Origin of the sequence: Bacillus sp. BD59S (assembly GCF_007363175.1) — a bacterium.
In the GTDB taxonomy this organism is placed as follows: domain Bacteria; phylum Bacillota; class Bacilli; order Bacillales; family Bacillaceae_G; genus Bacillus_A; species Bacillus_A pacificus.
The window spans coordinates 71,294-93,692 of the sequence record NZ_CP034686.1; the positions used below are offsets into that span (position 1 = coordinate 71,294).

Below are 22,399 nucleotides of genomic sequence, written 5' to 3' on the forward strand. Positions count from 1 at the left end.
CAATGGTTAATAATGAGTAGGAGGTGGTTGGATGTTAAAACGGATTGTACAGCTCTTCTTTTTAGTAATCGGGGGAGCGTTAGGGATTTACTTAATCCCAAAGGTTATTAATGTATTAGACATCGGTGCCGTTCCTTTATTGGAAGGATCGTATGTTCGTGCAATTATTGGTGCAATTATTTTATTTTTAACAACATTTTGGCTTGTAGATTATATTGTTCAACTTATTAAGCATATTGAAGAGGCTCTTGTAAAGGCGCCTGTAGCAGATGTTTTATTTGGTACATTAGGTTTAATCTCTGGGCTTATTGTTGCGTATTTAATTTTAATACCAATTCGTGAATTTACAATTCCAGTTATTAGTACAGTGTTGCAAGTGTTCTTTACTCTTTTACTAGGATATTTAGGATTCCAAGTAGGGTTTAAAAAGAGGAATGAATTGCTAGGATTATTTACATTACCACAACGTGGGAAGAAGAAAAATAATAATAGTGAGAATGAAGAACCAGAAAATGAGGTAGAAGAATCTTTAGCGCATTGGAAAATTCTTGATACAAGTGTAATTATCGATGGACGTATTGCTGATATTTGCCAAACAAAGTTTTTAGAGGGAACAATTGTCATTCCACAATTCGTGTTAGAAGAACTTCAGCACATTGCCGATTCTTCTGATGCTTTAAAACGTAATCGTGGTCGCAGAGGATTAGATATTTTAAATCGTATTCAAAAAGAGATGCCGATTCCGGTAGAAATTTATGAAGGTGATTTCGATGATATTCAGGAAGTGGATAGCAAACTTGTAAAGTTAGCGAAAATCACTGGTGGAACGGTAGTAACGAATGACTTCAACTTAAACAAGGTCTCTGAATTACAAGGGGTAACGGTGTTAAATATTAACGATTTAGCTAATGCAATTAAACCTGTTGTACTCCCAGGTGAAGAACTAAGTGTTTATGTTGTAAAAGATGGAAAAGAACAAAATCAAGGTGTGGCATATTTAGATGATGGCACAATGATTGTAGTAGAAGATGGTAGAGAATATGTAGGCTCACAACTCGATGTACTCGTTACGAGTGTGTTACAAACATCGGCGGGGCGTATGATTTTTGCCAAACGTAAATTATTAGAAAAAGCATTATAAGTAGAGGATTATTAATATGTATACATTAATTATTCCAGCAGCGGGTCAAGGAAAGCGGATGGGTGCTGGCAAAAATAAGTTGTTCTTACTTATTAATGAAGTACCAATTATTGTGCATACGTTACGTGCTTTTGAAAAGGATAAAGCATGTAAAAATATTATTATGGCAATTAACGAAGAAGAGCGTCCGTATTTTGAAGAGTTAATGCAGAAGTATCCGGTTGAAAAGCCAGTACAATTTATTCAAGGTGGAGCTGAAAGACAAGATAGTGTATATAACGCGATTCAGCATACGAGTGATGTTGAGTATGTTCTTGTACATGACGGTGCGCGCCCGTTCGTAACGAATAAAGTGATTCAAGATGTATTAACTGCAGCAGAAAAATATGGAGCTTCCATTTGTACGGTGCCAGTGAAAGATACTGTTAAGAAAGTAGAGCAGGGTGTTGTTGTTGAAACGGTAGAAAGATCTCAGCTTAAAGCTGTACAAACACCACAAGGGTTCTCTGTTTCTCTTTTGTTAGAAGCTCATAGAAGTGCGAAACAGAGTTGTTTTCTTGGTACAGATGATGCAAGTCTCGTAGAACGTATCGGGAAGCAAGTAGGTGTAGTAGGGGGGAGTTACTATAATATTAAAGTGACGACTCCAGAGGATTTACTAATTGCTGAAAGTTTTCTTCACGTTCAAAAGAAATGATAGCAATGATTATAGAGAAGAAAAGCTCGGCAACAGCCGGGCTTTTCTTTATAAGGATAGCGATATAATATAGAATCATAAAGCTCAGTAGTTTAGCTCGAGGAGGATGTAAAAAATGTTTCGAATTGGACAAGGTTTTGATGTACATGAATTTGCGGAAGGTAGACCGTTAATTATTGGCGGGATTACAATTCCTCATGAAAAAGGATTAATCGGTCACTCTGATGCAGACGTATTGTTACATACGATCGCGGACGCGTGTTTAGGTGCAATTGCAGCAGGAGATATCGGAAAACATTTCCCTGATACAGACCCTGCCTTTAAAGATGCTGATTCAGCTGTATTGTTGCAAAAGGTTTGGGAATTTGTGCGTGAACAAGGTTATGAATTAGGAAATTTAGATTGTACAATTATTGCTCAAAAGCCAAAAATGGCACCACATATTGAAAGTATGCGTAAACGCATTAGTGAACTATTAGAAACGTCTATTGATAATATCAATGTAAAGGCAACAACAACAGAAAAATTAGGATTTACAGGTAGAGAAGAAGGAATTGCTTCTCAAGCAGTTGTTTTATTACAGAAAAAATAATGGTTTTTAATTCGTAAGATGGATAATCACATTTTTTTGGTGTACAATTATAGAATGTGTTGACATTAAGAATGGAAGGTGTACCAATTATGGAAAAGCAAGTGAGAGTGCGCTATGCGCCAAGTCCAACAGGACACTTACATATCGGAAATGCGCGTACGGCATTATTTAATTATTTATTTGCTCGTCATCAAGATGGTAAGTTTATTATTCGTATTGAAGATACTGATGTAAAACGTAATGTTGCTGGTGGAGAAGAAAGCCAATTAAAATACTTGAAATGGCTCGGTATGGACTGGGATGAAGGTGTTGATGTTGGTGGTGAATTTGGACCATATCGTCAAACAGAGCGTCTAGATATTTATAAAAAGTTATATGAAGATTTATTAGAGCGTGGTTTAGCTTACAAATGTTACATGACAGAAGAAGAGCTAGAAGCAGAACGCGAAGGGCAAATTGCTCGTGGTGAAACACCTCGTTATGCGGGTAACCACCGTGATTTAACTGAAGCGCAAGTGAAAGAATTTGAAGCTGAGGGACGTATTCCAAGTATTCGTTTCCGTGTACCAGCTGACCGTGATTACACATTTAAAGATATTGTAAAAGATGAAGTTGCATTCCATTCAAATGATTTCGGTGATTTCGTTATCGTGAAAAAAGATGGGATTCCAACTTATAACTTTGCAGTAGCAGTAGATGATCACTTAATGGAAATTACACACGTACTTCGTGGTGATGATCATATTTCAAACACGCCAAAACAAATGATGATTTATGAAGCTTTCGGTTGGGATATTCCACAATTCGGTCATATGACTTTAATTGTAAATGAAAGCCGTAAAAAATTAAGTAAGCGTGATGAATCTATTATTCAATTTATTGAGCAATATAAAGAGCTTGGATATCTTCCAGAAGCAATCTTTAACTTTATTGCACTACTAGGTTGGTCGCCAGTAGGAGAAGAAGAAATCTTCTCTCAAGAAGAGTTTATCAAAATGTTCGATGCAGCTCGTTTATCAAAATCACCTGCATTATTTGATTCTCAAAAACTAAAATGGATGAACAACCAATATATGAAAAAGCAAGATTTAGATACGGTGGTAGAATTAAGCTTACCGCATTTAGTGAAAGCTGGACGTATAGGTGAAACTTTAAGTGAACAAGAACAAGCTTGGATTCGTGATGTAATTGCGTTATATCATGAACAAATGAGCTTTGGAGCTGAAATTGTAGAGCTTTCTGAAATGTTCTTCAAAGATCATGTTGATTATGAAGAAGAAGGACAAGAAGTATTAAAAGGTGAACAAGTACCTGAAGTACTTCGTGCATTTGCTGGTCAAGTAGAAGCACTAGAAGCTATGGAACCGGCAGCAATTAAGGCAGCTATTAAAGCGGTTCAAAAGGAAACAGGTCATAAAGGTAAAAACTTATTTATGCCAATCCGTGTTGCAACTACTGGTCAAACACACGGCCCAGAGCTTCCTAATGCTATTGCACTTCTTGGAAAAGAAAAAGTTTTAAATCGTCTTCAAAAAGTAATTGGTTAACATTTTCTAGGTTTAGAAATATAATAAGTATACTTAAAACCTAATAAGGAAAAGCGACGAGAAGGAGAAGTAGAAAATCAGGCTTTTTACAGAGAGAACCACCTTAGGCTGGAAGTGGTTTATAAGCGGATTTTTGAAATGCCCCTTCGAGTCTTCTGCTGAACAGCAAATGGTTTTGCGAAACGTCTTAGGATAAAGTAAGCAGAAGCGGTGTACACCGTTATCAGAGATGAGTTTGAGGCTTTTTTTAGCCTAAACAGAGTGGAACCGCGCTTATAAGGCGTCTCTGTCAATATGACAGAGGCGTCTTTTTTTATACCGTAAAACTGGGTATGAGTATAAGTTTTATCCGACTTTAATGGGCAGTAAGACCCCCACCTCAAAATTCAGCGAAAGCAAAGAAGTTAGGTGGGGGTCGGGCTGCCCATAAAAGTCCGATTGGTGAGGGCTGATAATCAGTGGGGGGTGAAGAAAACCCCCACTGATTAAAGTTTCACTTTATCCACGTGTATAAAGATTTAGGGGGATAAGTAGGGAGTTAGTTCACTCGAAAAAGCAGCCCATAAAGGGGAGGGAACGTCGATGTTTAAGAGGCTTCGGGAAGATATTGAAGTCGTTTTTGAACAGGATCCAGCGGCAAGAAGTTATTTCGAAGTCATTTTGACTTACTCTGGATTACATGCAGTTTGGGCCCATCGAATTGCACATGCTTTTTATAAAAAGAATTTCTTCTTTATTGCACGTTGGATCTCACAAGTTAGTCGTTTCTTTACTGGCATTGAGATTCATCCAGGAGCAACAATTGGTCGTCGTTTTTTCATTGACCATGGAATGGGGGTTGTAATTGGAGAAACGTGCGAAATTGGTGATAATGTAACAATCTATCAAGGAGTTACATTAGGTGGTACGGGTAAAGAAAAGGGAAAGAGGCACCCTACAATTCAGGATAATGTATTAATTGCAACAGGTGCTAAAGTACTGGGTTCTATTACAGTTGGAGAGAACTCTAAAATTGGAGCAGGTTCTGTCGTATTAAAAGAAGTCCCTGCACATTCTACAGTTGTAGGTATACCTGGCCGAGTCGTTATTCAAAATGGAGTAAAGATCGGTCAAGAATTAAATCATTCCGACCTTCCAGACCCAATTTTTGATAAATTAAAGGTCATGGAAGTAGAACTTGATAAATTGAAAAAACAACTTGAAGTAAAGGTAGAAAGGAAGGATAAAAATGACTATTCACATTTATAATACGTTAACACGTCAAAAGGAAGAGTTTACTCCATTAGAAGAAAATAAGGTAAAGATGTATGTATGCGGACCTACAGTTTATAACTATATTCACATCGGGAATGCAAGACCACCTATGGTATTTGATACAGTGCGCCGTTATTTAGAATATAAAGGGTACGATGTGCAGTATGTATCTAACTTTACTGATGTAGATGATAAATTAATTAAAGCAGCAAATGAGTTAGGTGAAGATGTGCCGACAATTGCGGACCGTTTCGTGGAAGCGTACTTTGAAGATGTAACGGCATTAGGTTGCAAACATGCAACAGTTCATCCGCGTGTAACAGAAAATATGGATATTATTATTGAGTTTATTCAAGAACTTGTGAATAAAGGATATGCATATGAATCAGAAGGGGATGTGTACTTTAGAACGAAGGAATTCGAAGGGTACGGTAAGTTATCACATCAACCGATCGCGGACTTACGTCACGGTGCGCGTATTGAAGTAGGGGAAAAGAAACAAGACCCTCTTGATTTTGCTCTATGGAAAGCTGCGAAAGAAGGAGAAATCTTCTGGGAAAGCCCTTGGGGTCAAGGTCGTCCAGGCTGGCATATCGAATGCTCGGCAATGGCACGTAAATACTTAGGGGACACAATTGATATTCACGCTGGTGGTCAAGACTTGGCATTTCCTCATCATGAGAATGAAATCGCGCAGTCTGAGGCATTAACAGGAAAAACATTTGCACGTTATTGGATGCACAATGGATATATTAATATTAATAATGAGAAAATGTCTAAGTCACTTGGGAACTTCATTTTAGTTCACGATATCATTAAGCAATATGATCCGCAGTTAATTAGATTCTTTATGCTATCAGTACATTATCGTCACCCAATTAATTTCAGTGAAGAGTTATTACAAAGCACAAATAACGGACTGGAAAGAATTAAAACAGCTTACGGTAATTTAAAACATCGTATGGAAAGTAGTACGGATTTAACAGATCATAATGAGAAATGGTTAGCTGATCTGGAAAAATTCCAAACTGCATTTGAAGAAGCGATGAACGATGACTTCAATACTGCTAATGCAATCACTGAATTATATAATGTAGCAAATCATGCAAATCAATATTTACTGGAAGAGCATACGTCTACAGTGGTAATTGAAGCATACGTAAAACAACTTGAAACATTATTTGATATTTTAGGGTTAGAATTAGCGCAAGAAGATTTACTAGATGAAGAAATTGAGGCGCTTATTCAAAAACGTATTGAAGCTCGTAAAAATCGTGATTTTGCATTATCAGATCAAATTCGCGATGATTTAAAAAATCGTAATATTATTTTAGAAGATACCGCTCAAGGTACAAGATGGAAAAGAGGATAAGAATGATTGATGCAAAGCAATTAAACAGCTTAGCGTTAGCATATATGGGTGATGCGGTATATGAACAATATATCCGCTATCACCTACTTCAAAAAGGGAAGGTTCGTCCTAATCAGTTGCATCGATTAGGGACAAGCTTTGTTTCGGCAAAAGCACAGGCGAAAGTTGTTTATCATTTATTAGAGACAGCATTTTTAACTGAGGAAGAAGAAGCAGTACTAAGAAGAGGGCGTAATGCAAATTCAGGTACTGTTCCGAAAAATACAGATGTACAAACATATCGACATAGTACAGCCTTTGAAGCGTTAATTGGCTATCATCACTTATTAAATAATCGTGAAAGATTAGAAGAAATTGTATATAAAGCAATTGCTGTTCTAGAAGAAAAGGAAGGGGGCACATCATCATGAGTAGTGAATATATTATTGGACGTAACCCTGTAATTGAAGCGTTACGATCAGGGAGAGATATTAATAAAATTTGGATCGCAGAAGGTGCTGCCAAAGGACAAGTACAAATTGTACTAGCACTAGCGAAAGAAAATAAGATTATTTTACAACATGCACCAAAAAAGAAGTTAGATCAATTAGTTGAGGGCAACCATCAAGGTGTAATTGCTCAAGTGGCCGCATATCAATATGCTGAGTTAGAAGATTTATTCAAAGTAGCAGAGAAGCGTAATGAAGATCCGTTCTTCTTAATTCTAGATGAAATTGAAGACCCGCATAACCTAGGTTCTATTATGCGTACTGCGGACGCAACAGGAGCTCATGGAATTATAATTCCGAAAAGAAGAGCTGTGGGACTTACTGCATCAGTTGCGAAAGCGTCTACTGGGGCAATTGAATATATTCCTGTTGCACGCGTAACGAATTTATCTCGTACAATCGATGAATTAAAAGAACGTGGACTTTGGATTGCTGGTACAGATGCAAAAGGGAAAACGGATTACCGTAATTTAGATGGTAAAATGCCAATTGGATTAGTAATTGGAAGTGAAGGAAAAGGTATGAGTCGTATTATTGGTGAAAAATGTGATTTCTTAATTACTTTACCGATGGTTGGTAAAGTTACATCCTTAAATGCTTCAGTGGCCGCAAGTTTGTTAATGTATGAGGTATATCGTAAACGTAACGAAATTGGTAAATAAAAAATGAACGATATTTTAATCGTTGACGGTTACAACATTATTGGAGCTTGGGGAGACTTGAAGAAACTACGGGATGTAGATTTGCAATCATCAAGAGATGCACTGATTGATAAGATGGCGGATTACCAAGGTTACACAGGTACAAAGGTAATGATCGTTTTTGATGCTTATACAGTCCACGGTATTGAAAAAAAGATGAAACAATCGCGTGTGGAAGTTATATTCACGAGGAAGAATCAAACGGCAGATGAAAAGATAGAGCAACTTGCGATTGAGCTTAGGAATATAAATACGCAAATATATGTTGCGACTTCTGATTATACGGAACAGTGGGTTATATTTGCTCAAGGTGCGCTTCGGAAATCTGCGCGTGAATTAGAGTTGGAAGTACAAGCGATGGAGCAACAAGTAAGAAGGCGTACACAAGACACAAAAGAAAAACAACCCGCCATGCGAAAGATATTTAGTAAAGATATTACAGAAAAGTTAGAAAAATTAAGAAGAGGAGAGCGTTGAAGCATTGACGCTCTTTGTCTTTTTACTGTATAATATTGCTAAATAAATAGCGGTCGGAGGGATCAAGGTGGAAGCAGGCTTCGTAAGTGTAGGCGACGTTACATTTCGTGATTTAGAAGATGAGGCAATCGTTGAGTTAGTTCGAAAAGGTAATACTGACGCTCTAGAATATTTGATTCACAAATATAAGAACTTTGTTCGCGCGAAATCGAGATCTTATTTCTTAGTGGGTGCCGATCGAGAAGATATTGTTCAAGAAGGTATGATTGGATTGTTTAAAGCGATTCGTGATTATAAGGAGGACAAGCTGTCTTCATTCAAAGCATTTGCTGAACTGTGTATCACTCGACAAATTATTACCGCTATTAAAACAGCAACCAGGCAAAAGCATATTCCGTTAAATTCATATGTGTCTTTAGATAAACCGATTTATGACGAGGAATCTGATCGGACATTATTAGATGTTATTTCGGAAGCGAAGGTAACTGATCCTGAAGAAATGATTATAAGTCAGGAAGAATATACAGACATAGAATCTAAAATATCTGAATTATTAAGCGATTTAGAAAGGAAAGTGCTTTCTTTATATCTAGACGGCCGTTCTTATCAAGAGATTTCGGAACAGTTAAATAGACATGTGAAATCTATTGATAACGCTTTACAGAGAGTAAAGCGGAAATTGGAACGATATATGGAAATGAGAGAGAGTACCACTTTAAATTCATAACAAGTACTACAGGTGTAAAAAATCACCTGTTTTCTTTTTGTAGGGAGTACAAAAGGCATGACATTGACATTGTCTTTTATTGTATGATACATTTTTAGGGACATAATGTTACAAGGTTGGTGTAACTAATGAGGAAAAAAGTTGTACTCTCATGTGAAGAGTGTAAAAATCGAAACTACTCTACGATGAAAGATACGAGCTCAGTAGAGCGACTTGAAATAAAGAAATTTTGTAAAACATGCAATCAGCATACAGTTCACAAGGAAACAAAATAAATAATTGAAATAATACACTGGAGGTCCCGTAGATGCGTTTAACGAACTTTTTCGGCGATGTAGGTCGCGAAATGAAAAAAGTAAGTTGGCCTAAAAAAGATGAATTACTCCGTTCAACAGCGACTGTTATCGCTACAGTTGTCTTCTTTGCGATTTTCTTCGCCGTTGTTGATATGGGCATTTCTTCTTTAATTCGGTTAATTCTTGGTTAATTCTTGAATAAGAAGCACTTATCCATGATATAATGTTATTTATAAGAACTGTGTAAAAGCCCGGTGAACGGGTTTTTTCATTTGTGCAAAAAAATGTACGTCAGGGAGGGAAGGACGCTCGTCCTAAATGAATGGAAAAAAGTTGGTATGTTGTCCATACTTATTCTGGATATGAAAATAAAGTAAAAGCAAACCTAGAGAAACGTGTAGAATCAATGGGTATGCAAGATAAAATTTTCCGTGTTGTTGTCCCGGAAGAAGTAGAAGTAGAAATGAAAAACGGTAAAGAAAAATTAATGAAAAGAAAAGTGTTCCCAGGTTATGTATTAGTAGAATTAATCATGACTGATGACTCTTGGTATGTTGTACGTAACACACCAGGTGTAACTGGGTTCGTTGGTTCTTCTGGTTCTGGATCTAAACCATCACCTCTATTAGAAGAGGAAGTTGTTACCATTATGAAACATATGGGAATGGACAACGAAGTGGTTGATTTCGACTTTGAACTTCATGAGACAGTACGTGTAAATGAGGGACCATTCGCAGATTATACAGGTGCTATCGAAGAAATTGATGTGGAGAAGAAGAAGGTTAGCGTGCTTGTGGACATGTTTGGTCGCGAGACTCCAGTTGAACTTGACTTCCATCAAATTGAAAAATTATAAAATGAAACTTGAAATGAATTGTAAAAAGTGATAATATCTTTTAAGTCAGTACGTCTTCGTTATCGGAGACGTTTTTTGAAAGATTTTATCCTTACAGATAAAATATGACGTGGGAGGGCAAATCACTGTCCAATTGACCACATCACGGACTTAAGGAGGTGTGTCTCGTGGCTAAAAAGGTAATTAAAATGGTAAAGCTTCAAATTCCTGCAGGTAAAGCTAACCCAGCTCCACCAGTTGGTCCAGCATTAGGACAAGCAGGTGTTAACATCATGGGCTTCTGTAAAGAGTTTAACGCTCGTACAGCAGATCAAGCTGGTCTTATCATCCCTGTTGAAATTACGGTATTTGAGGACCGTTCATTCACTTTCATTACTAAAACTCCTCCTGCTGCTGTTCTTCTTAAGAAAGTAGCTGGTATTGAGTCTGGTTCTGGTGAACCAAACCGTAATAAAGTGGCAACTGTTAAGCGTGATAAAGTACGCGAAATCGCTGAAACTAAAATGCCTGACCTAAACGCTGCTAGCGTAGAAGCTGCAATGCGTATGGTTGAAGGTACTGCACGCAGTATGGGCATCGTTATCGAAGACTAATTCGATTTGTTTTTTAAAAAAGGTTGCGGGTCTGGAATTCCAATTCGCAACCTTTATTATCGTAAATGATTATCGTTTTTAAATAAATGGATGGCGCGCATCCTCAGGTTATACCTGAAAATAAGCGTAAACGTGGGAGGTTATTCCGCTAAAACCACATTCGAGGAGGAAATAAAAATGGCTAAAAGAGGTAAAAAGTACGTAGAAGCTGCAAAGCTTGTTGATCGTGCAGCTGCTTACTCTGCAACAGAAGCAGTAGAATTAGTAAAGAAAACAAACACAGCTAAATTTGATGCAACTGTAGAAGCTGCATTCCGTTTAGGTGTTGACCCTAAGAAAGCTGACCAACAAATCCGTGGTGCAGTTGTTCTTCCACACGGTACTGGTAAAGTACAACGTGTATTAGTATTCGCTAAAGGTGAAAAAGCTAAAGAAGCTGAAGCTGCTGGAGCTGACTTCGTAGGCGATGCTGATTACATCGGTAAAATCCAACAAGGTTGGTTCGATTTCGATGTAGTAGTAGCAACTCCTGACATGATGGGTGAAGTTGGTAAACTTGGTCGCGTATTAGGACCTAAAGGTTTAATGCCAAACCCTAAAACTGGAACAGTTACTTTCGATGTAACTAAAGCTGTTAACGAAATCAAAGCTGGTAAAGTTGAATACCGCGTTGATAAAGCTGGTAACATCCACGTTCCAATCGGTAAAGTATCTTTCGAAGATGCTAAATTAGTAGAAAACTTCAGAACAATTGCTGACACTTTACAAAAAGTTAAGCCAGCTGCTGCAAAAGGTACTTACATGAAGAACGTAACAGTTGCTTCTACAATGGGACCTGGCGTACGTGTAGACGTTTCTACATTAGCGTAAATTTTGGAAGTTGACTTCATAAAGAAGTTTTTATATAATCATTTATGTTGTGAATTTAAATAGTGTACCGTAGACAGTAGGTGTCAATAGACTTAATTTCCTACCTAGGTGTTAATATACGAAGCGGAATTTTTTTCTGTGACTATATGCCTCCATGTCTACAAGTTGGGCATGGAGGTTTTTAGTGCACTTTCGGTACATCTTCTATATAATCTACAGGAGGTGTAATAACATGAGCAAAGTAATCGAAACTAAACAACAAGTTGTAACTAAAATCGCGGACAAACTTCGCGCTAGTAAATCTACAATCGTTGTTGACTACCGTGGTTTAACAGTTTCTGAAGCAACAGAATTACGTAAGCAATTACGTGAAGCTGGCGTTGAGTTCAAAGTTTACAAAAACTCTCTAACTCGTCGTGCTGCAGAATCTGCTGAAATGGCTGAGTTAAATGAATTCTTAACAGGACCAAACGCAATCGCGTTCAGTAACGAGGATGTAGTTGCTCCTGCGAAAGTATTAAACGACTTCGCTAAAGATCATGAAGCTTTAGAAATTAAAGCGGGCGTAATCGAAGGTAAACTTGTAACACTTGATGAGGTTAAAGCTATCGCTACTCTTCCATCACGTGAAGGCTTACTTTCTATGCTTCTTAGCGTTCTTCAAGCTCCAATCCGTAACCTTGCACTTGCTACTAAAGCAGTTGCAGACCAAAAGGAAGAGCAAGGCGCTTAATTTTTTAAAAGATAATTACGTATTATCGATAAAACAATACAAACCTATTTAAGGGAGGATATTTACAATGACTAAAGAACAAATCATTGAAGCAGTTAAATCTATGACTGTATTAGAACTTAACGACTTAGTAAAAGCTATCGAGGAAGAATTCGGCGTAACTGCTGCTGCTCCTGTAGCTGTTGCTGGTGGCGCTGGAGAAGCTGCTGCTGAGAAAACTGAATTTGATGTGGAACTAACTAGCGCTGGTGCACAAAAAATCAAAGTTATCAAAGTTGTTCGTGAAATCACTGGTCTTGGCTTAAAAGAAGCTAAAGAATTAGTTGACAACACTCCAAAAGTAATCAAAGAAGCTGCTGCTAAAGAAGAAGCTGAAGAAATCAAAGCTAAACTTGAAGAAGTTGGCGCTGCTGTAGAAGTTAAGTAATTAACTTTTGATGCTTTAAAAAAAGCTCGCTCTCATGCGAGCTTTTTTTTTAACTGTAAAGAAAAGAGGTGGCCATATGGCAGACCATTATTTTTCTAACGACCCTTCTAGTAAAAGTGATCGTAAGCGATGGGAATTTGCGCTTCGTGGATCTCAATTTACTTTCTTATCTGACCGTGGGGTGTTCTCGAAAAACGAAGTGGACTTTGGTTCTCGTCTTTTAATTGAAGCGTTTCAAGTGCCAGATATTAAAGGTGATATATTAGACGTAGGTTGTGGATATGGACCGATTGGTTTATCGTTGGCGAAAGAGTTTCAAGACCGTAAAGTTCACATGGTGGATGTGAATGAAAGGGCGCTTGAGCTTGCGAAAGAAAATGCCGCTAACAATAGAATTGGAAATGTGCACATTTTTCAAAGTAGCGTCTATGAAAACGTAGATGGTATGTATGCTGCTATTCTATCTAATCCTCCAATTCGTGCAGGTAAAGATATCGTGCATGAGATTTTAGAAAAAGCTGTAGAGCATTTAGTTCCAGGTGGAGAGTTGTGGGTTGTTATTCAAAAGAAACAAGGTGCACCATCTGCACTGAAGAAACTAGAAGAAGTGTTTTCTGAAGTCGAAGTTGTAGAAAAGAAAAAAGGATATTATATCATAAAATCAAAAAAACGTTGACGGTTATTTTTGGCTATGTTAACATTATACAATGCCAATATATGATTTTCTGCGTTGAGAAAGATGTATATTTTTGTTTCTCTTGGAAAAGATAGTAAAATCAGCAGATTATGAAACAGAATGATGGTTTTCTTATAGAAGCCATTTTTCTTTTTTGAGCAGGTAGAAAGACTCAACGTATTTATCTTTAAGAGAAAAAAGACTACGCTAAATAGCAGTAGTTGTATTTATTTGTGATTTTGCACAAATTTTTTTGTGCATTTATAATACTCATGATTTGAGGGGTGAAGCAGTTGACAGGTCAACTAGTTCAATACGGACGCCACCGCCAACGAAGAAGTTATGCCCGTATTAGTGAAGTATTAGAGTTACCAAATCTTATCGAAATTCAAACCTCTTCTTATCAGTGGTTTCTTGATGAGGGTTTGCGAGAAATGTTCCAAGACATTTCTCCGATTGAAGACTTTACGGGAAATCTATCGCTTGAATTTATCGACTACAGCTTAGGTGAACCTAAATACTCTGTAGACGAATGCAAAGAGCGTGATGTGACGTATGCAGCACCACTTCGTGTAAAAGTGCGTCTAATCAACAAGGAAACTGGTGAAGTAAAAGAACAAGATGTGTTCATGGGAGATTTCCCACTCATGACAGAGACTGGAACATTCGTAATTAACGGTGCAGAACGTGTTATCGTTTCCCAGTTAGTTCGCTCTCCAAGCGTATACTATAGTGGCAAAGTGGATAAAAACGGAAAACGTGGTTTTACTGCTACTGTAATTCCAAACCGCGGAGCTTGGTTAGAGTATGAGACAGATGCTAAGGATGTTGTATATGTGCGTATTGACCGTACGCGTAAACTTCCTGTAACTGTTTTGTTACGCGCATTAGGGTTTGGCTCTGATCAAGAAATCACCGAGCTTTTAGGTGATAACGAATACTTAAGCAACACATTAGAAAAAGACAACACAGATAGCACAGAAAAAGCATTGCTTGAAATTTATGAGCGTCTACGTCCTGGTGAACCACCAACAGTAGAAAATGCTAAGAGCTTACTTGTGTCTCGTTTCTTTGATCCAAAGCGCTACGATTTAGCAAATGTAGGTCGCTACAAGATCAACAAGAAGTTACACATTAAAAACAGATTGTTTAATCAACGTTTAGCTGAAACATTAGTGGATCCAGAAACTGGTGAAATTTTAGCGGCAGAAGGAACAATCTTAGATCGTCGTACACTTGATCGCATTTTACCTTACTTAGAGAAAAACATTGGATTCAAAACAGCGAAGCCAATGGGTGGAGTGGTAGAAGGCGATGTTGAGCTGCAATCTATTAAGATTTATGCTCCTGAGTCAGAAGGCGAGCGCGTAATTAATGTAATCGGTAATGCAAATATTACTCGTGATGTAAAACACATCACACCAGGTGATATTCTTGCTTCTATCAGTTACTTCTTCAACCTACTATACAAAGTAGGGGATACAGATGATATTGACCACTTAGGGAACCGTCGTCTGCGTTCTGTTGGAGAGTTATTACAAAATCAATTCCGTATCGGTCTTTCTCGTATGGAACGTGTTGTTCGTGAGAGAATGTCGATCCAAGATACAAATGCAATTACACCACAGGCACTAATTAATATTCGTCCTGTTATTGCATCTATTAAAGAGTTCTTCGGAAGTTCTCAGTTATCTCAGTTCATGGACCAAACAAACCCATTAGCAGAGTTAACTCACAAACGAAGACTATCTGCATTAGGACCTGGTGGTTTAACGCGTGAGCGCGCAGGCTTTGAAGTACGTGACGTTCACTACTCTCACTATGGTCGTATGTGTCCGATTGAAACACCAGAGGGACCAAACATCGGTTTAATTAACTCATTATCTTCGTTCGCGAAAGTAAATGAGTTTGGTTTCATTGAAACACCATACCGTCGTGTTGACCCAGAAACTGGTCTTGTAACAGGGCATGTTGATTATTTAACAGCAGATGAAGAAGATAATTATGTTGTAGCCCAAGCGAATATGAAATTATCTGAAGAAGGAGAATTCCTTGATGAAGATATCGTAGCTCGTTTCCGTGGTGAAAACATTGTCACAAATAAAGAACGCATCGACTACATGGATGTATCACCAAAACAAGTAGTGTCGGCAGCGACAGCTTGTATTCCGTTCTTAGAAAACGATGACTCTAACCGCGCACTTATGGGAGCGAACATGCAACGTCAGGCGGTTCCGTTAATGAATCCGGAATCTCCGATTGTAGGTACAGGTATGGAGTACGTATCAGCAAAAGACTCAGGTGCTGCAGTAATCTGTAAACACCCTGGTGTTGTTGAACGCGTAGAAGCACGTGAAGTTTGGGTACGTCGCTATGTAGAAGTTGACGGTCAAACAGTAAAAGGCGACTTAGATCGCTACAAAATGCAAAAATTCATTCGTTCTAACCAAGGAACTTGCTACAACCAACGTCCAATCGTAAGTGTTGGAAATGAAGTTGTAAAAGGTGAAATCCTTGCGGATGGTCCTTCTATGGAATTAGGTGAACTAGCACTTGGACGTAACGTGCTTGTTGGCTTCATGACTTGGGACGGTTATAACTACGAGGATGCGATCATCATGAGTGAGCGCCTTGTAAAAGATGATGTGTACACTTCTATTCATATTGAAGAATATGAGTCAGAAGCTCGTGATACGAAGCTTGGACCAGAAGAAATTACACGTGACATTCCAAACGTTGGGGAAGATGCATTACGCAACCTTGACGAGCGCGGTATCATTCGCGTTGGTGCAGAAGTAAAAGATGGAGATTTACTTGTTGGTAAAGTAACACCTAAAGGTGTAACAGAATTAACAGCTGAAGAACGTCTATTACATGCTATCTTTGGAGAAAAAGCGCGTGAAGTACGTGATACATCACTACGTGTACCACACGGTGGTGGCGGTATTATCTTAGACGTAAAAGTATTCAACCGTGAAGATGGCGATGAATTGCCACCAGGCGTGAATCAACTTGTGCGTGCATATATCGTTCAAAAACGTAAAATTTCTGAAGGTGACAAAATGGCCGGACGTCACGGTAACAAAGGTGTTATCTCTCGTATTTTACCAGAAGAAGATATGCCTTACTTACCAGACGGTACGCCAATCGATATCATGTTAAACCCATTAGGGGTACCATCTCGTATGAATATCGGTCAGGTATTAGAGCTTCATCTTGGTATGGCAGCAAGATACCTTGGCATTCACATTGCAACACCAGTATTCGATGGTGCTCGTGAGGAAGATGTTTGGGGCACAATTGAAGAAGCTGGTATGGCAAATGACGCGAAAACAATCCTGTATGACGGACGTACTGGTGAACCATTCGATAACCGTGTATCTGTTGGTGTCATGTATATGATCAAACTTGCGCACATGGTTGACGATAAACTTCATGCTCGTTCTACTGGACCATACTCACTTGTAACGCAGCAGCCTCTTGGAGGTAAAGCTCAGTTCGGTGGACAGCGTTTCGGTGAGATGGAGGTTTGGGCACTTGAAGCTTATGGTGCTGCTTATACTCTTCAAGAAATCTTAACAGTGAAGTCTGATGATGTTGTTGGACGTGTTAAGACGTATGAAGCAATTGTTAAAGGCGAAAATGTTCCAGAACCAGGCGTTCCTGAATCATTCAAAGTATTGATTAAAGAGCTGCAAAGTTTAGGTATGGACGTTAAAATGATGTCTAGCGACGATACAGAAATTGAAATGCGTGATACGGAAGATGACGATGATCATCAATCAGCAGACAAATTGAATGTCGAAGTTGAGACAACTAAGGAATAATTGGGATAACCTGTAGACTAAAAGGGAGGTAGGCCCCTTGATAGATGTAAATAACTTTGAATATATGAAGATTGGACTTGCTTCACCTGACAAGATTCGTTCTTGGTCATACGGTGAAGTTAAGAAACCAGAAACAATTAACTATCGTACGTTAAAGCCTGAAAAAGATGGCTTGTTCTGTGAGCGTATTTTCGGACCACAAAAGGACTGGGAATGTCATTGCGGAAAATACAAACGTGTACGTTATAAAGGTGTAGTTTGTGATCGATGTGGCGTTGAAGTAACGCGTGCGAAAGTACGTCGTGAACGTATGGGTCATATCGAATTAGCTGCTCCTGTATCTCATATTTGGTATTTCAAAGGTATCCCGAGCCGCATGGGACTTGTCTTAGACATGTCCCCTCGCGCGCTTGAAGAAGTAATTTATTTCGCTTCTTATGTTGTAACAGAAAGTGGAGATACACCACTTGATAAGAAGCAATTACTTTCTGAAAAAGAATACCGTGCATATCGTGATCGATATGGTAGCACATTCCAAGCTGCTATGGGTGCAGAAGCGATTAAAAAGCTATTACAAGACATCGATTTAGATAAAGAAGTAGACTTCTTAAAAGAAGAATTAAAAACAGCACAAGGACAACGCCGTACTCGTGCTATTAAACGTCTAGAAGTATTAGAAGCATTCCGTAACTCTGGAAATGAGCCATCTTGGATGATCTTAGATGTTCTACCAGTAATCCCACCAGAACTACGCCCAATGGTACAGTTAGATGGTGGACGTTTTGCTACTTCTGACTTAAACGACTTATACCGTCGTGTAATTAACCGTAACAACCGTTTAAAACGTCTATTGGACTTAGGTGCACCAAGCATTATCGTTCAAAACGAAAAACGTATGTTACAAGAAGCTGTAGACGCATTAATCGATAATGGTCGTCGTGGCCGTCCAGTTACTGGACCAGGTAACCGTCCATTAAAATCACTATCTCACATGCTTAAAGGTAAACAAGGACGTTTCCGTCAAAACTTATTAGGTAAACGTGTTGACTACTCTGGTCGTTCTGTAATCGTTGTAGGACCGAACTTAAAGATGTATCAATGTGGATTACCGAAAGAGATGGCACTTGAACTGTTCAAACCTTTCGTAATGAAAGAGTTAGTTGAAAAAGGATTAGCACACAACATTAAGAGTGCGAAACGTAAAATCGAGCGTGTACAACCTGAAGTTTGGGACGTTTTAGAATCTGTGATTAAAGAACATCCAGTACTTCTAAACCGCGCACCAACACTTCACCGTCTTGGTATTCAGGCGTTTGAACCTACATTAGTAGAAGGTCGCGCAATCCGTCTTCACCCACTTGTATGTACTGCATACAACGCGGACTTTGACGGTGACCAAATGGCCGTTCACGTACCTTTATCATCAGAAGCACAAGCAGAAGCTCGTCTTCTTATGTTAGCGGCACAAAACATCTTGAACCCGAAAGACGGTAAACCAGTTGTTACTCCATCTCAGGATATGGTATTAGGTAACTACTACTTAACACTTGAGCGTGAAGGCGCAATCGGTGAAGGTATGGTCTTCAAAGATGCAAACGAAGCATTACTTGCATACCAAAATGGATATGTACATCTTCATACACGTGTTGCAGTAGCTGCAAGCGCAGTAAACAACGCAACATTTACTGAAGAGCAAAAGAGTATGCTTCTATTAACAACAGTTGGTAAATTAATATTTAACGAAATCTTACCAGAGTCGTTCCCTTATATTAATGAACCAACAAATTCAAACCTTGAAAAAGAAACACCAGCGAAATATTTCGTTGAAAAAGGTGCGAACATTAAAGAGATTATTGCTAGTCGCGAAGAAGTGGCGCCATTCAGCAAGAAAATCCTTGGTAACATCATTGCGGAAGTGTTTAAACGTTTCAAAATTACAGAAACGTCTCGCATGCTTGACCGTATGAAAAACTTAGGATTCAAGTACTCTACAAAAGCTGGTATTACAGTTGGGGTATCTGACATTCTTGTATTAGGCGAAAAAGATGAAATTCTCCACGAAGCACAAGCAAAAGTAGATAATGTAATTAAACAATTCCGTCGCGGTTTAATCACGGAAGAAGAACGTTACGATCGCGTTATCTCTATTTGGAGTAATGCAAAAGATGTTATCCAAGGAAAACTGATGAAGTCCTTGAATAAACGCAACCCAATCTTCATGATGAGTGATTCCGGTGCCCGTGGTAACGCATCGAACTTTACTCAGCTTGCTGGTATGCGTGGTCTGATGGCCAATCCATCTGGTCGTATCATCGAACTTCCAATCAAATCAAGTTTCCGTGAAGGTTTAACAGTACTTGAGTACTTCATCTCTACGCATGGTGCACGTAAAGGTCTTGCCGATACAGCACTGAAAACTGCCGATTCTGGTTACTTAACACGTCGTCTTGTTGACGTTGCACAAGATGTAATCGTTCGTGAAGATGATTGTGGAACAGATCGCGGTTTATTAATTGGTGCGATTAAAGAGGGTAATGAAGTTATCGAGTCATTATATGATCGTCTTGTTGGACGTTTTGCAAGAAAAACTGTAAAACATCCTGAAACAGGTGAAGTATTAGTTGCTGAAAATCAATTAATTACTGAAGATATCGCTCATATCGTTGAAAATTCGGGTGTTGAAACTGTAAACATTCGTTCAGCGTTCACGTGTAACACTCGCCACGGTGTATGTAAGAAGTGTTACGGTCGTAACTTAGCAACTGGAACAGACGTAGAAGTAGGGGAAGCGGTAGGTATTATCGCAGCTCAATCTATCGGTGAGCCAGGTACACAGTTAACGATGCGTACGTTCCATACAGGTGGGGTTGCCGGAGATGATATCACTCAAGGTTTACCTCGTATCCAAGAGATCTTCGAAGCTCGTAATCCGAAAGGTCAGGCTGTTATCAGTGAAATCGACGGTGTTATCGCAGCGATCAACGATGTTAAAGATCGCCAAGAAGTAGTTGTACAGGGTGAAGTTGAAGCTCGTACGTATGCTATTCCTTACGGTGCTCGTCTGAAAGTAATTCCAGGACAGAAAATTAGCCACGGTAAAGAGTTAACAGAAGGTTCTATTGATCCGAAAGAATTACTAAAAGTAACGGACATTACGGCAGTTCAAGAATACTTATTACGTGAAGTTCAAAAAGTATACCGTATGCAAGGGGTAGAAATTGGTGACAAACACGTAGAAGTAATGGTACGCCAAATGTTACGTAAAGTACGTGTAAGTGATGCAGGTGAAACAGATGTATTACCAGGAACATTACTAGATATCCATCAGTTTACTGATGCGAATGCGAAGGTGTTACTGCAAGGTAAACAACCAGCAACAGCTAGACCTGTTCTACTTGGTATTACAAAAGCTTCACTTGAAACAGATTCATTCTTATCTGCAGCATCGTTCCAAGAAACAACTCGTGTCTTAACTGATGCAGCGATTAAGGGTAAACGCGATGAGCTTCTAGGATTGAAAGAAAATGTTATTATCGGTAAACTTGTTCCTGCTGGAACAGGTATGAATCGTTATCGCAAAGTGGATCTTGTTAAAACAACACAAGATGACATGAATGTAGAAAACGATGAAGTTTATGTGGAACAGTAAAATTTTCCGTCGTAAATTTTGTATAAAAACAGTTAATCCTAGTTGACATTGTATGAGTCAAAATGTTACTATAAGCAAGGTTGCTCCTGAACGATGCTTTGGAGGATATTTATATGTCTTATCAAAAAGTGTCAAATGCTGAAAATGTGGTCGTTGGTCATAAACGCACATTGGAAGCAATCAAAAATGGTATAGTTAAAGAAGTTGTTATTGCAGAAGATGCTGATATGCGGTTAACCCATGTTATCATTCGCACTGCATTGCAACATAACATACCCATAATAAAAGTTGAATCAGTTCGTAAACTTGGAAAAGTTGCGGGGATTCAAGTGGGAGCTTCAGCAATAGGAATAATAAGTTAAAACTGTTTTTGTGAGGAGAGAGCATTTGCTCTCCCTTGCAAAAACTTTGTTTTCAACTAATAATGAACCACCTGGATATGTGGTCATACAAACATGCGAAGGGAGGATAATCAAATGCCTACTATTAACCAATTAGTGAGAAATGGTCGTACTGATAAAGTATGGAAATCTAAATCACCTGCGTTAAACAAAGGTTTTAACTCTTTAAAGAAAAAATCAACTGATATCTCTGCACCTCAAAAACGTGGTGTATGTACTCGTGTTGGTACAATGACTCCAAAGAAACCTAACTCAGCGTTACGTAAATATGCTCGTGTTCGTTTAACAAATGGTATTGAGGTAACAGCATACATCCCAGGTATCGGTCACAACTTACAAGAGCACAGCGTAGTATTAATTCGCGGTGGTCGTGTAAAAGACTTACCAGGGGTACGTTACCACATCGTTCGTGGTGCGCTTGATACAGCTGGTGTTGACAAGCGTATGCAAGGCCGTTCTAAATACGGTACTAAAAAGCCAAAAGCGGCTAAGAAATAATAACTTTTTAATGAAAGGAGGAACTCAATATGCCTCGTAAAGGACCTGTTGCAAAACGTGACGTGTTACCAGATCCAATGTACAATTCGAAGCTAGTAACACGCCTTATCAACAAAATGATGGTTGACGGTAAAAAAGGTAAATCTCAAACAATTCTTTATAATGCGTTCGATATCGTAAGCGAACGTACTGGTAAAGAGCCAATGGAAGTATTCGAGCAAGCTCTTAAGAACATTATGCCTGTTCTTGAAGTACGCGCTCGTCGTGTTGGTGGTGCTAACTACCAAGTTCCAGTTGAGGTTCGTCCAGAACGCCGTACAACTTTAGGTCTTCGTTGGTTAGTAAACTACGCTCGTCTTCGTGGTGAAAAAACTATGGAAGAGCGTCTTGCTAACGAAATCTTAGATGCAGCTAACAACGCTGGTGCATCTGTTAAGAAACGTGAAGATACTCATAAAATGGCAGAAGCTAACAAAGCATTTGCTCATTACCGTTGGTAGGATTCAACGTAAAATAAATGTAAGCATAAACCGCTTTATTTGTCGCTTATGGAAGTGTGGAGAGGGAGAATGCCTCT

Annotated in this window: 23 protein-coding genes and 2 other annotated features; all 23 genes read left to right on the top strand. The window is 38.7% G+C overall.

Annotated features, from left to right (window positions below):
* Nucleotides 1-31 precede the first annotated feature (31 nt).
* The 23 genes from EKQ63_RS02250 (at nt 32) to rpsG (ending at nt 22,322) form a co-directional block, all read left to right on the top strand.
* On the top strand, nt 32-1,141 hold the full coding sequence (locus EKQ63_RS02250; RefSeq protein WP_000919684.1) for a PIN/TRAM domain-containing protein: 1,110 nt from the start codon (nt 32-34) through the stop codon (nt 1,139-1,141).
* Nucleotides 1,142-1,157: 16 nt separating this feature from the next.
* Entirely contained in the window at nt 1,158-1,838 is a 681-nt protein-coding gene (gene ispD / locus EKQ63_RS02255) for a 2-C-methyl-D-erythritol 4-phosphate cytidylyltransferase (RefSeq protein ID WP_143880702.1), read from the top strand.
* A 115-nt stretch (nt 1,839-1,953) separates the two neighbouring features.
* Entirely contained in the window at nt 1,954-2,430 is a 477-nt protein-coding gene (gene ispF, locus EKQ63_RS02260) for a 2-C-methyl-D-erythritol 2,4-cyclodiphosphate synthase (protein WP_000488386.1), read from the top strand.
* A gap of 89 nt (nt 2,431-2,519) precedes the next feature.
* Nucleotides 2,520-3,977, top strand: a complete 1,458-nt coding sequence (gene gltX / locus EKQ63_RS02265) for a glutamate--tRNA ligase (RefSeq protein WP_000415154.1) — start codon at nt 2,520-2,522, stop codon at nt 3,975-3,977.
* 47 nt (nt 3,978-4,024) lie between these two features.
* Nucleotides 4,025-4,268, top strand: a binding site (T-box leader).
* A gap of 291 nt (nt 4,269-4,559) precedes the next feature.
* Entirely contained in the window at nt 4,560-5,225 is a 666-nt protein-coding gene (gene cysE, locus EKQ63_RS02270) for a serine O-acetyltransferase (RefSeq protein ID WP_000476500.1), read from the top strand.
* The gene (cysS, locus tag EKQ63_RS02275) at nt 5,206-6,603 is read left to right on the top strand and encodes a cysteine--tRNA ligase (RefSeq protein ID WP_001979540.1); all 1,398 of its coding nucleotides are present in this window, start codon (nt 5,206-5,208) and stop codon (nt 6,601-6,603) included. Before cysE ends, cysS begins: the two co-directional genes overlap by 20 nt.
* A gap of 2 nt (nt 6,604-6,605) precedes the next feature.
* Nucleotides 6,606-7,013 carry a Mini-ribonuclease 3 gene (locus EKQ63_RS02280; RefSeq protein WP_086384897.1) on the top strand — a complete coding sequence of 136 codons (408 nt, stop codon included), beginning with the start codon at nt 6,606-6,608 and terminating at the stop codon, nt 7,011-7,013.
* Nucleotides 7,010-7,753 carry a 23S rRNA (guanosine(2251)-2'-O)-methyltransferase RlmB gene (gene rlmB / locus EKQ63_RS02285; protein WP_000093759.1) on the top strand — a complete coding sequence of 248 codons (744 nt, stop codon included), beginning with the start codon at nt 7,010-7,012 and terminating at the stop codon, nt 7,751-7,753. Before EKQ63_RS02280 ends, rlmB begins: the two co-directional genes overlap by 4 nt.
* A gap of 3 nt (nt 7,754-7,756) precedes the next feature.
* Entirely contained in the window at nt 7,757-8,269 is a 513-nt protein-coding gene (locus EKQ63_RS02290) for an NYN domain-containing protein (protein ID WP_000997883.1), read from the top strand.
* Nucleotides 8,270-8,336: 67 nt separating this feature from the next.
* A complete protein-coding gene (locus EKQ63_RS02295) occupies nt 8,337-8,996 on the top strand; it encodes an RNA polymerase factor sigma-70 (RefSeq protein WP_000387198.1) in 660 nt (219 codons plus the stop codon).
* 128 nt (nt 8,997-9,124) lie between these two features.
* Nucleotides 9,125-9,271, top strand: coding sequence for a 50S ribosomal protein L33 (gene rpmG / locus EKQ63_RS02300; protein WP_002070160.1), 147 nt, complete (start codon nt 9,125-9,127; stop codon nt 9,269-9,271).
* Nucleotides 9,272-9,303: 32 nt separating this feature from the next.
* Nucleotides 9,304-9,483: a preprotein translocase subunit SecE gene (gene secE / locus EKQ63_RS02305; protein ID WP_001241321.1), complete on the top strand. Its 180-nt coding sequence runs from the start codon at nt 9,304-9,306 to the stop codon at nt 9,481-9,483.
* A 131-nt stretch (nt 9,484-9,614) separates the two neighbouring features.
* Nucleotides 9,615-10,148 carry a transcription termination/antitermination protein NusG gene (gene nusG, locus EKQ63_RS02310; RefSeq protein WP_000415794.1) on the top strand — a complete coding sequence of 178 codons (534 nt, stop codon included), beginning with the start codon at nt 9,615-9,617 and terminating at the stop codon, nt 10,146-10,148.
* A 167-nt stretch (nt 10,149-10,315) separates the two neighbouring features.
* Nucleotides 10,316-10,741, top strand: coding sequence for a 50S ribosomal protein L11 (gene rplK / locus EKQ63_RS02315; RefSeq protein WP_001085872.1), 426 nt, complete (start codon nt 10,316-10,318; stop codon nt 10,739-10,741).
* Between the two features lie 177 nt (nt 10,742-10,918).
* A complete protein-coding gene (rplA, locus tag EKQ63_RS02320; RefSeq protein ID WP_002020168.1) occupies nt 10,919-11,611 on the top strand; it encodes a 50S ribosomal protein L1 in 693 nt (230 codons plus the stop codon).
* Nucleotides 11,612-11,660: 49 nt separating this feature from the next.
* Nucleotides 11,661-11,804, top strand: a sequence feature (ribosomal protein L10 leader region).
* Between the two features lie 39 nt (nt 11,805-11,843).
* A complete protein-coding gene (gene rplJ / locus EKQ63_RS02325) occupies nt 11,844-12,344 on the top strand; it encodes a 50S ribosomal protein L10 (RefSeq protein WP_143880703.1) in 501 nt (166 codons plus the stop codon).
* A 67-nt stretch (nt 12,345-12,411) separates the two neighbouring features.
* Nucleotides 12,412-12,771 carry a 50S ribosomal protein L7/L12 gene (gene rplL / locus EKQ63_RS02330; RefSeq protein WP_000159736.1) on the top strand — a complete coding sequence of 120 codons (360 nt, stop codon included), beginning with the start codon at nt 12,412-12,414 and terminating at the stop codon, nt 12,769-12,771.
* Nucleotides 12,772-12,847: 76 nt separating this feature from the next.
* Complete coding sequence (locus EKQ63_RS02335) at nt 12,848-13,447, top strand: class I SAM-dependent methyltransferase (RefSeq protein WP_143880704.1); 600 nt, start codon at nt 12,848-12,850, stop codon at nt 13,445-13,447.
* A gap of 293 nt (nt 13,448-13,740) precedes the next feature.
* Nucleotides 13,741-17,274 (top strand): DNA-directed RNA polymerase subunit beta, encoded by a 3,534-nt coding sequence (gene rpoB, locus EKQ63_RS02340; protein WP_000147555.1) that lies wholly within the window; start codon nt 13,741-13,743, stop codon nt 17,272-17,274.
* Nucleotides 17,275-17,311: 37 nt separating this feature from the next.
* Nucleotides 17,312-20,923 (top strand): DNA-directed RNA polymerase subunit beta', encoded by a 3,612-nt coding sequence (gene rpoC, locus EKQ63_RS02345; protein WP_000567937.1) that lies wholly within the window; start codon nt 17,312-17,314, stop codon nt 20,921-20,923.
* A 113-nt stretch (nt 20,924-21,036) separates the two neighbouring features.
* Entirely contained in the window at nt 21,037-21,285 is a 249-nt protein-coding gene (locus EKQ63_RS02350; protein ID WP_087951330.1) for a ribosomal L7Ae/L30e/S12e/Gadd45 family protein, read from the top strand.
* A gap of 114 nt (nt 21,286-21,399) precedes the next feature.
* On the top strand, nt 21,400-21,822 hold the full coding sequence (gene rpsL / locus EKQ63_RS02355; RefSeq protein ID WP_001142340.1) for a 30S ribosomal protein S12: 423 nt from the start codon (nt 21,400-21,402) through the stop codon (nt 21,820-21,822).
* A 29-nt stretch (nt 21,823-21,851) separates the two neighbouring features.
* On the top strand, nt 21,852-22,322 hold the full coding sequence (gene rpsG / locus EKQ63_RS02360; protein ID WP_001137493.1) for a 30S ribosomal protein S7: 471 nt from the start codon (nt 21,852-21,854) through the stop codon (nt 22,320-22,322).
* Nucleotides 22,323-22,399: the final 77 nt, after the last annotated feature.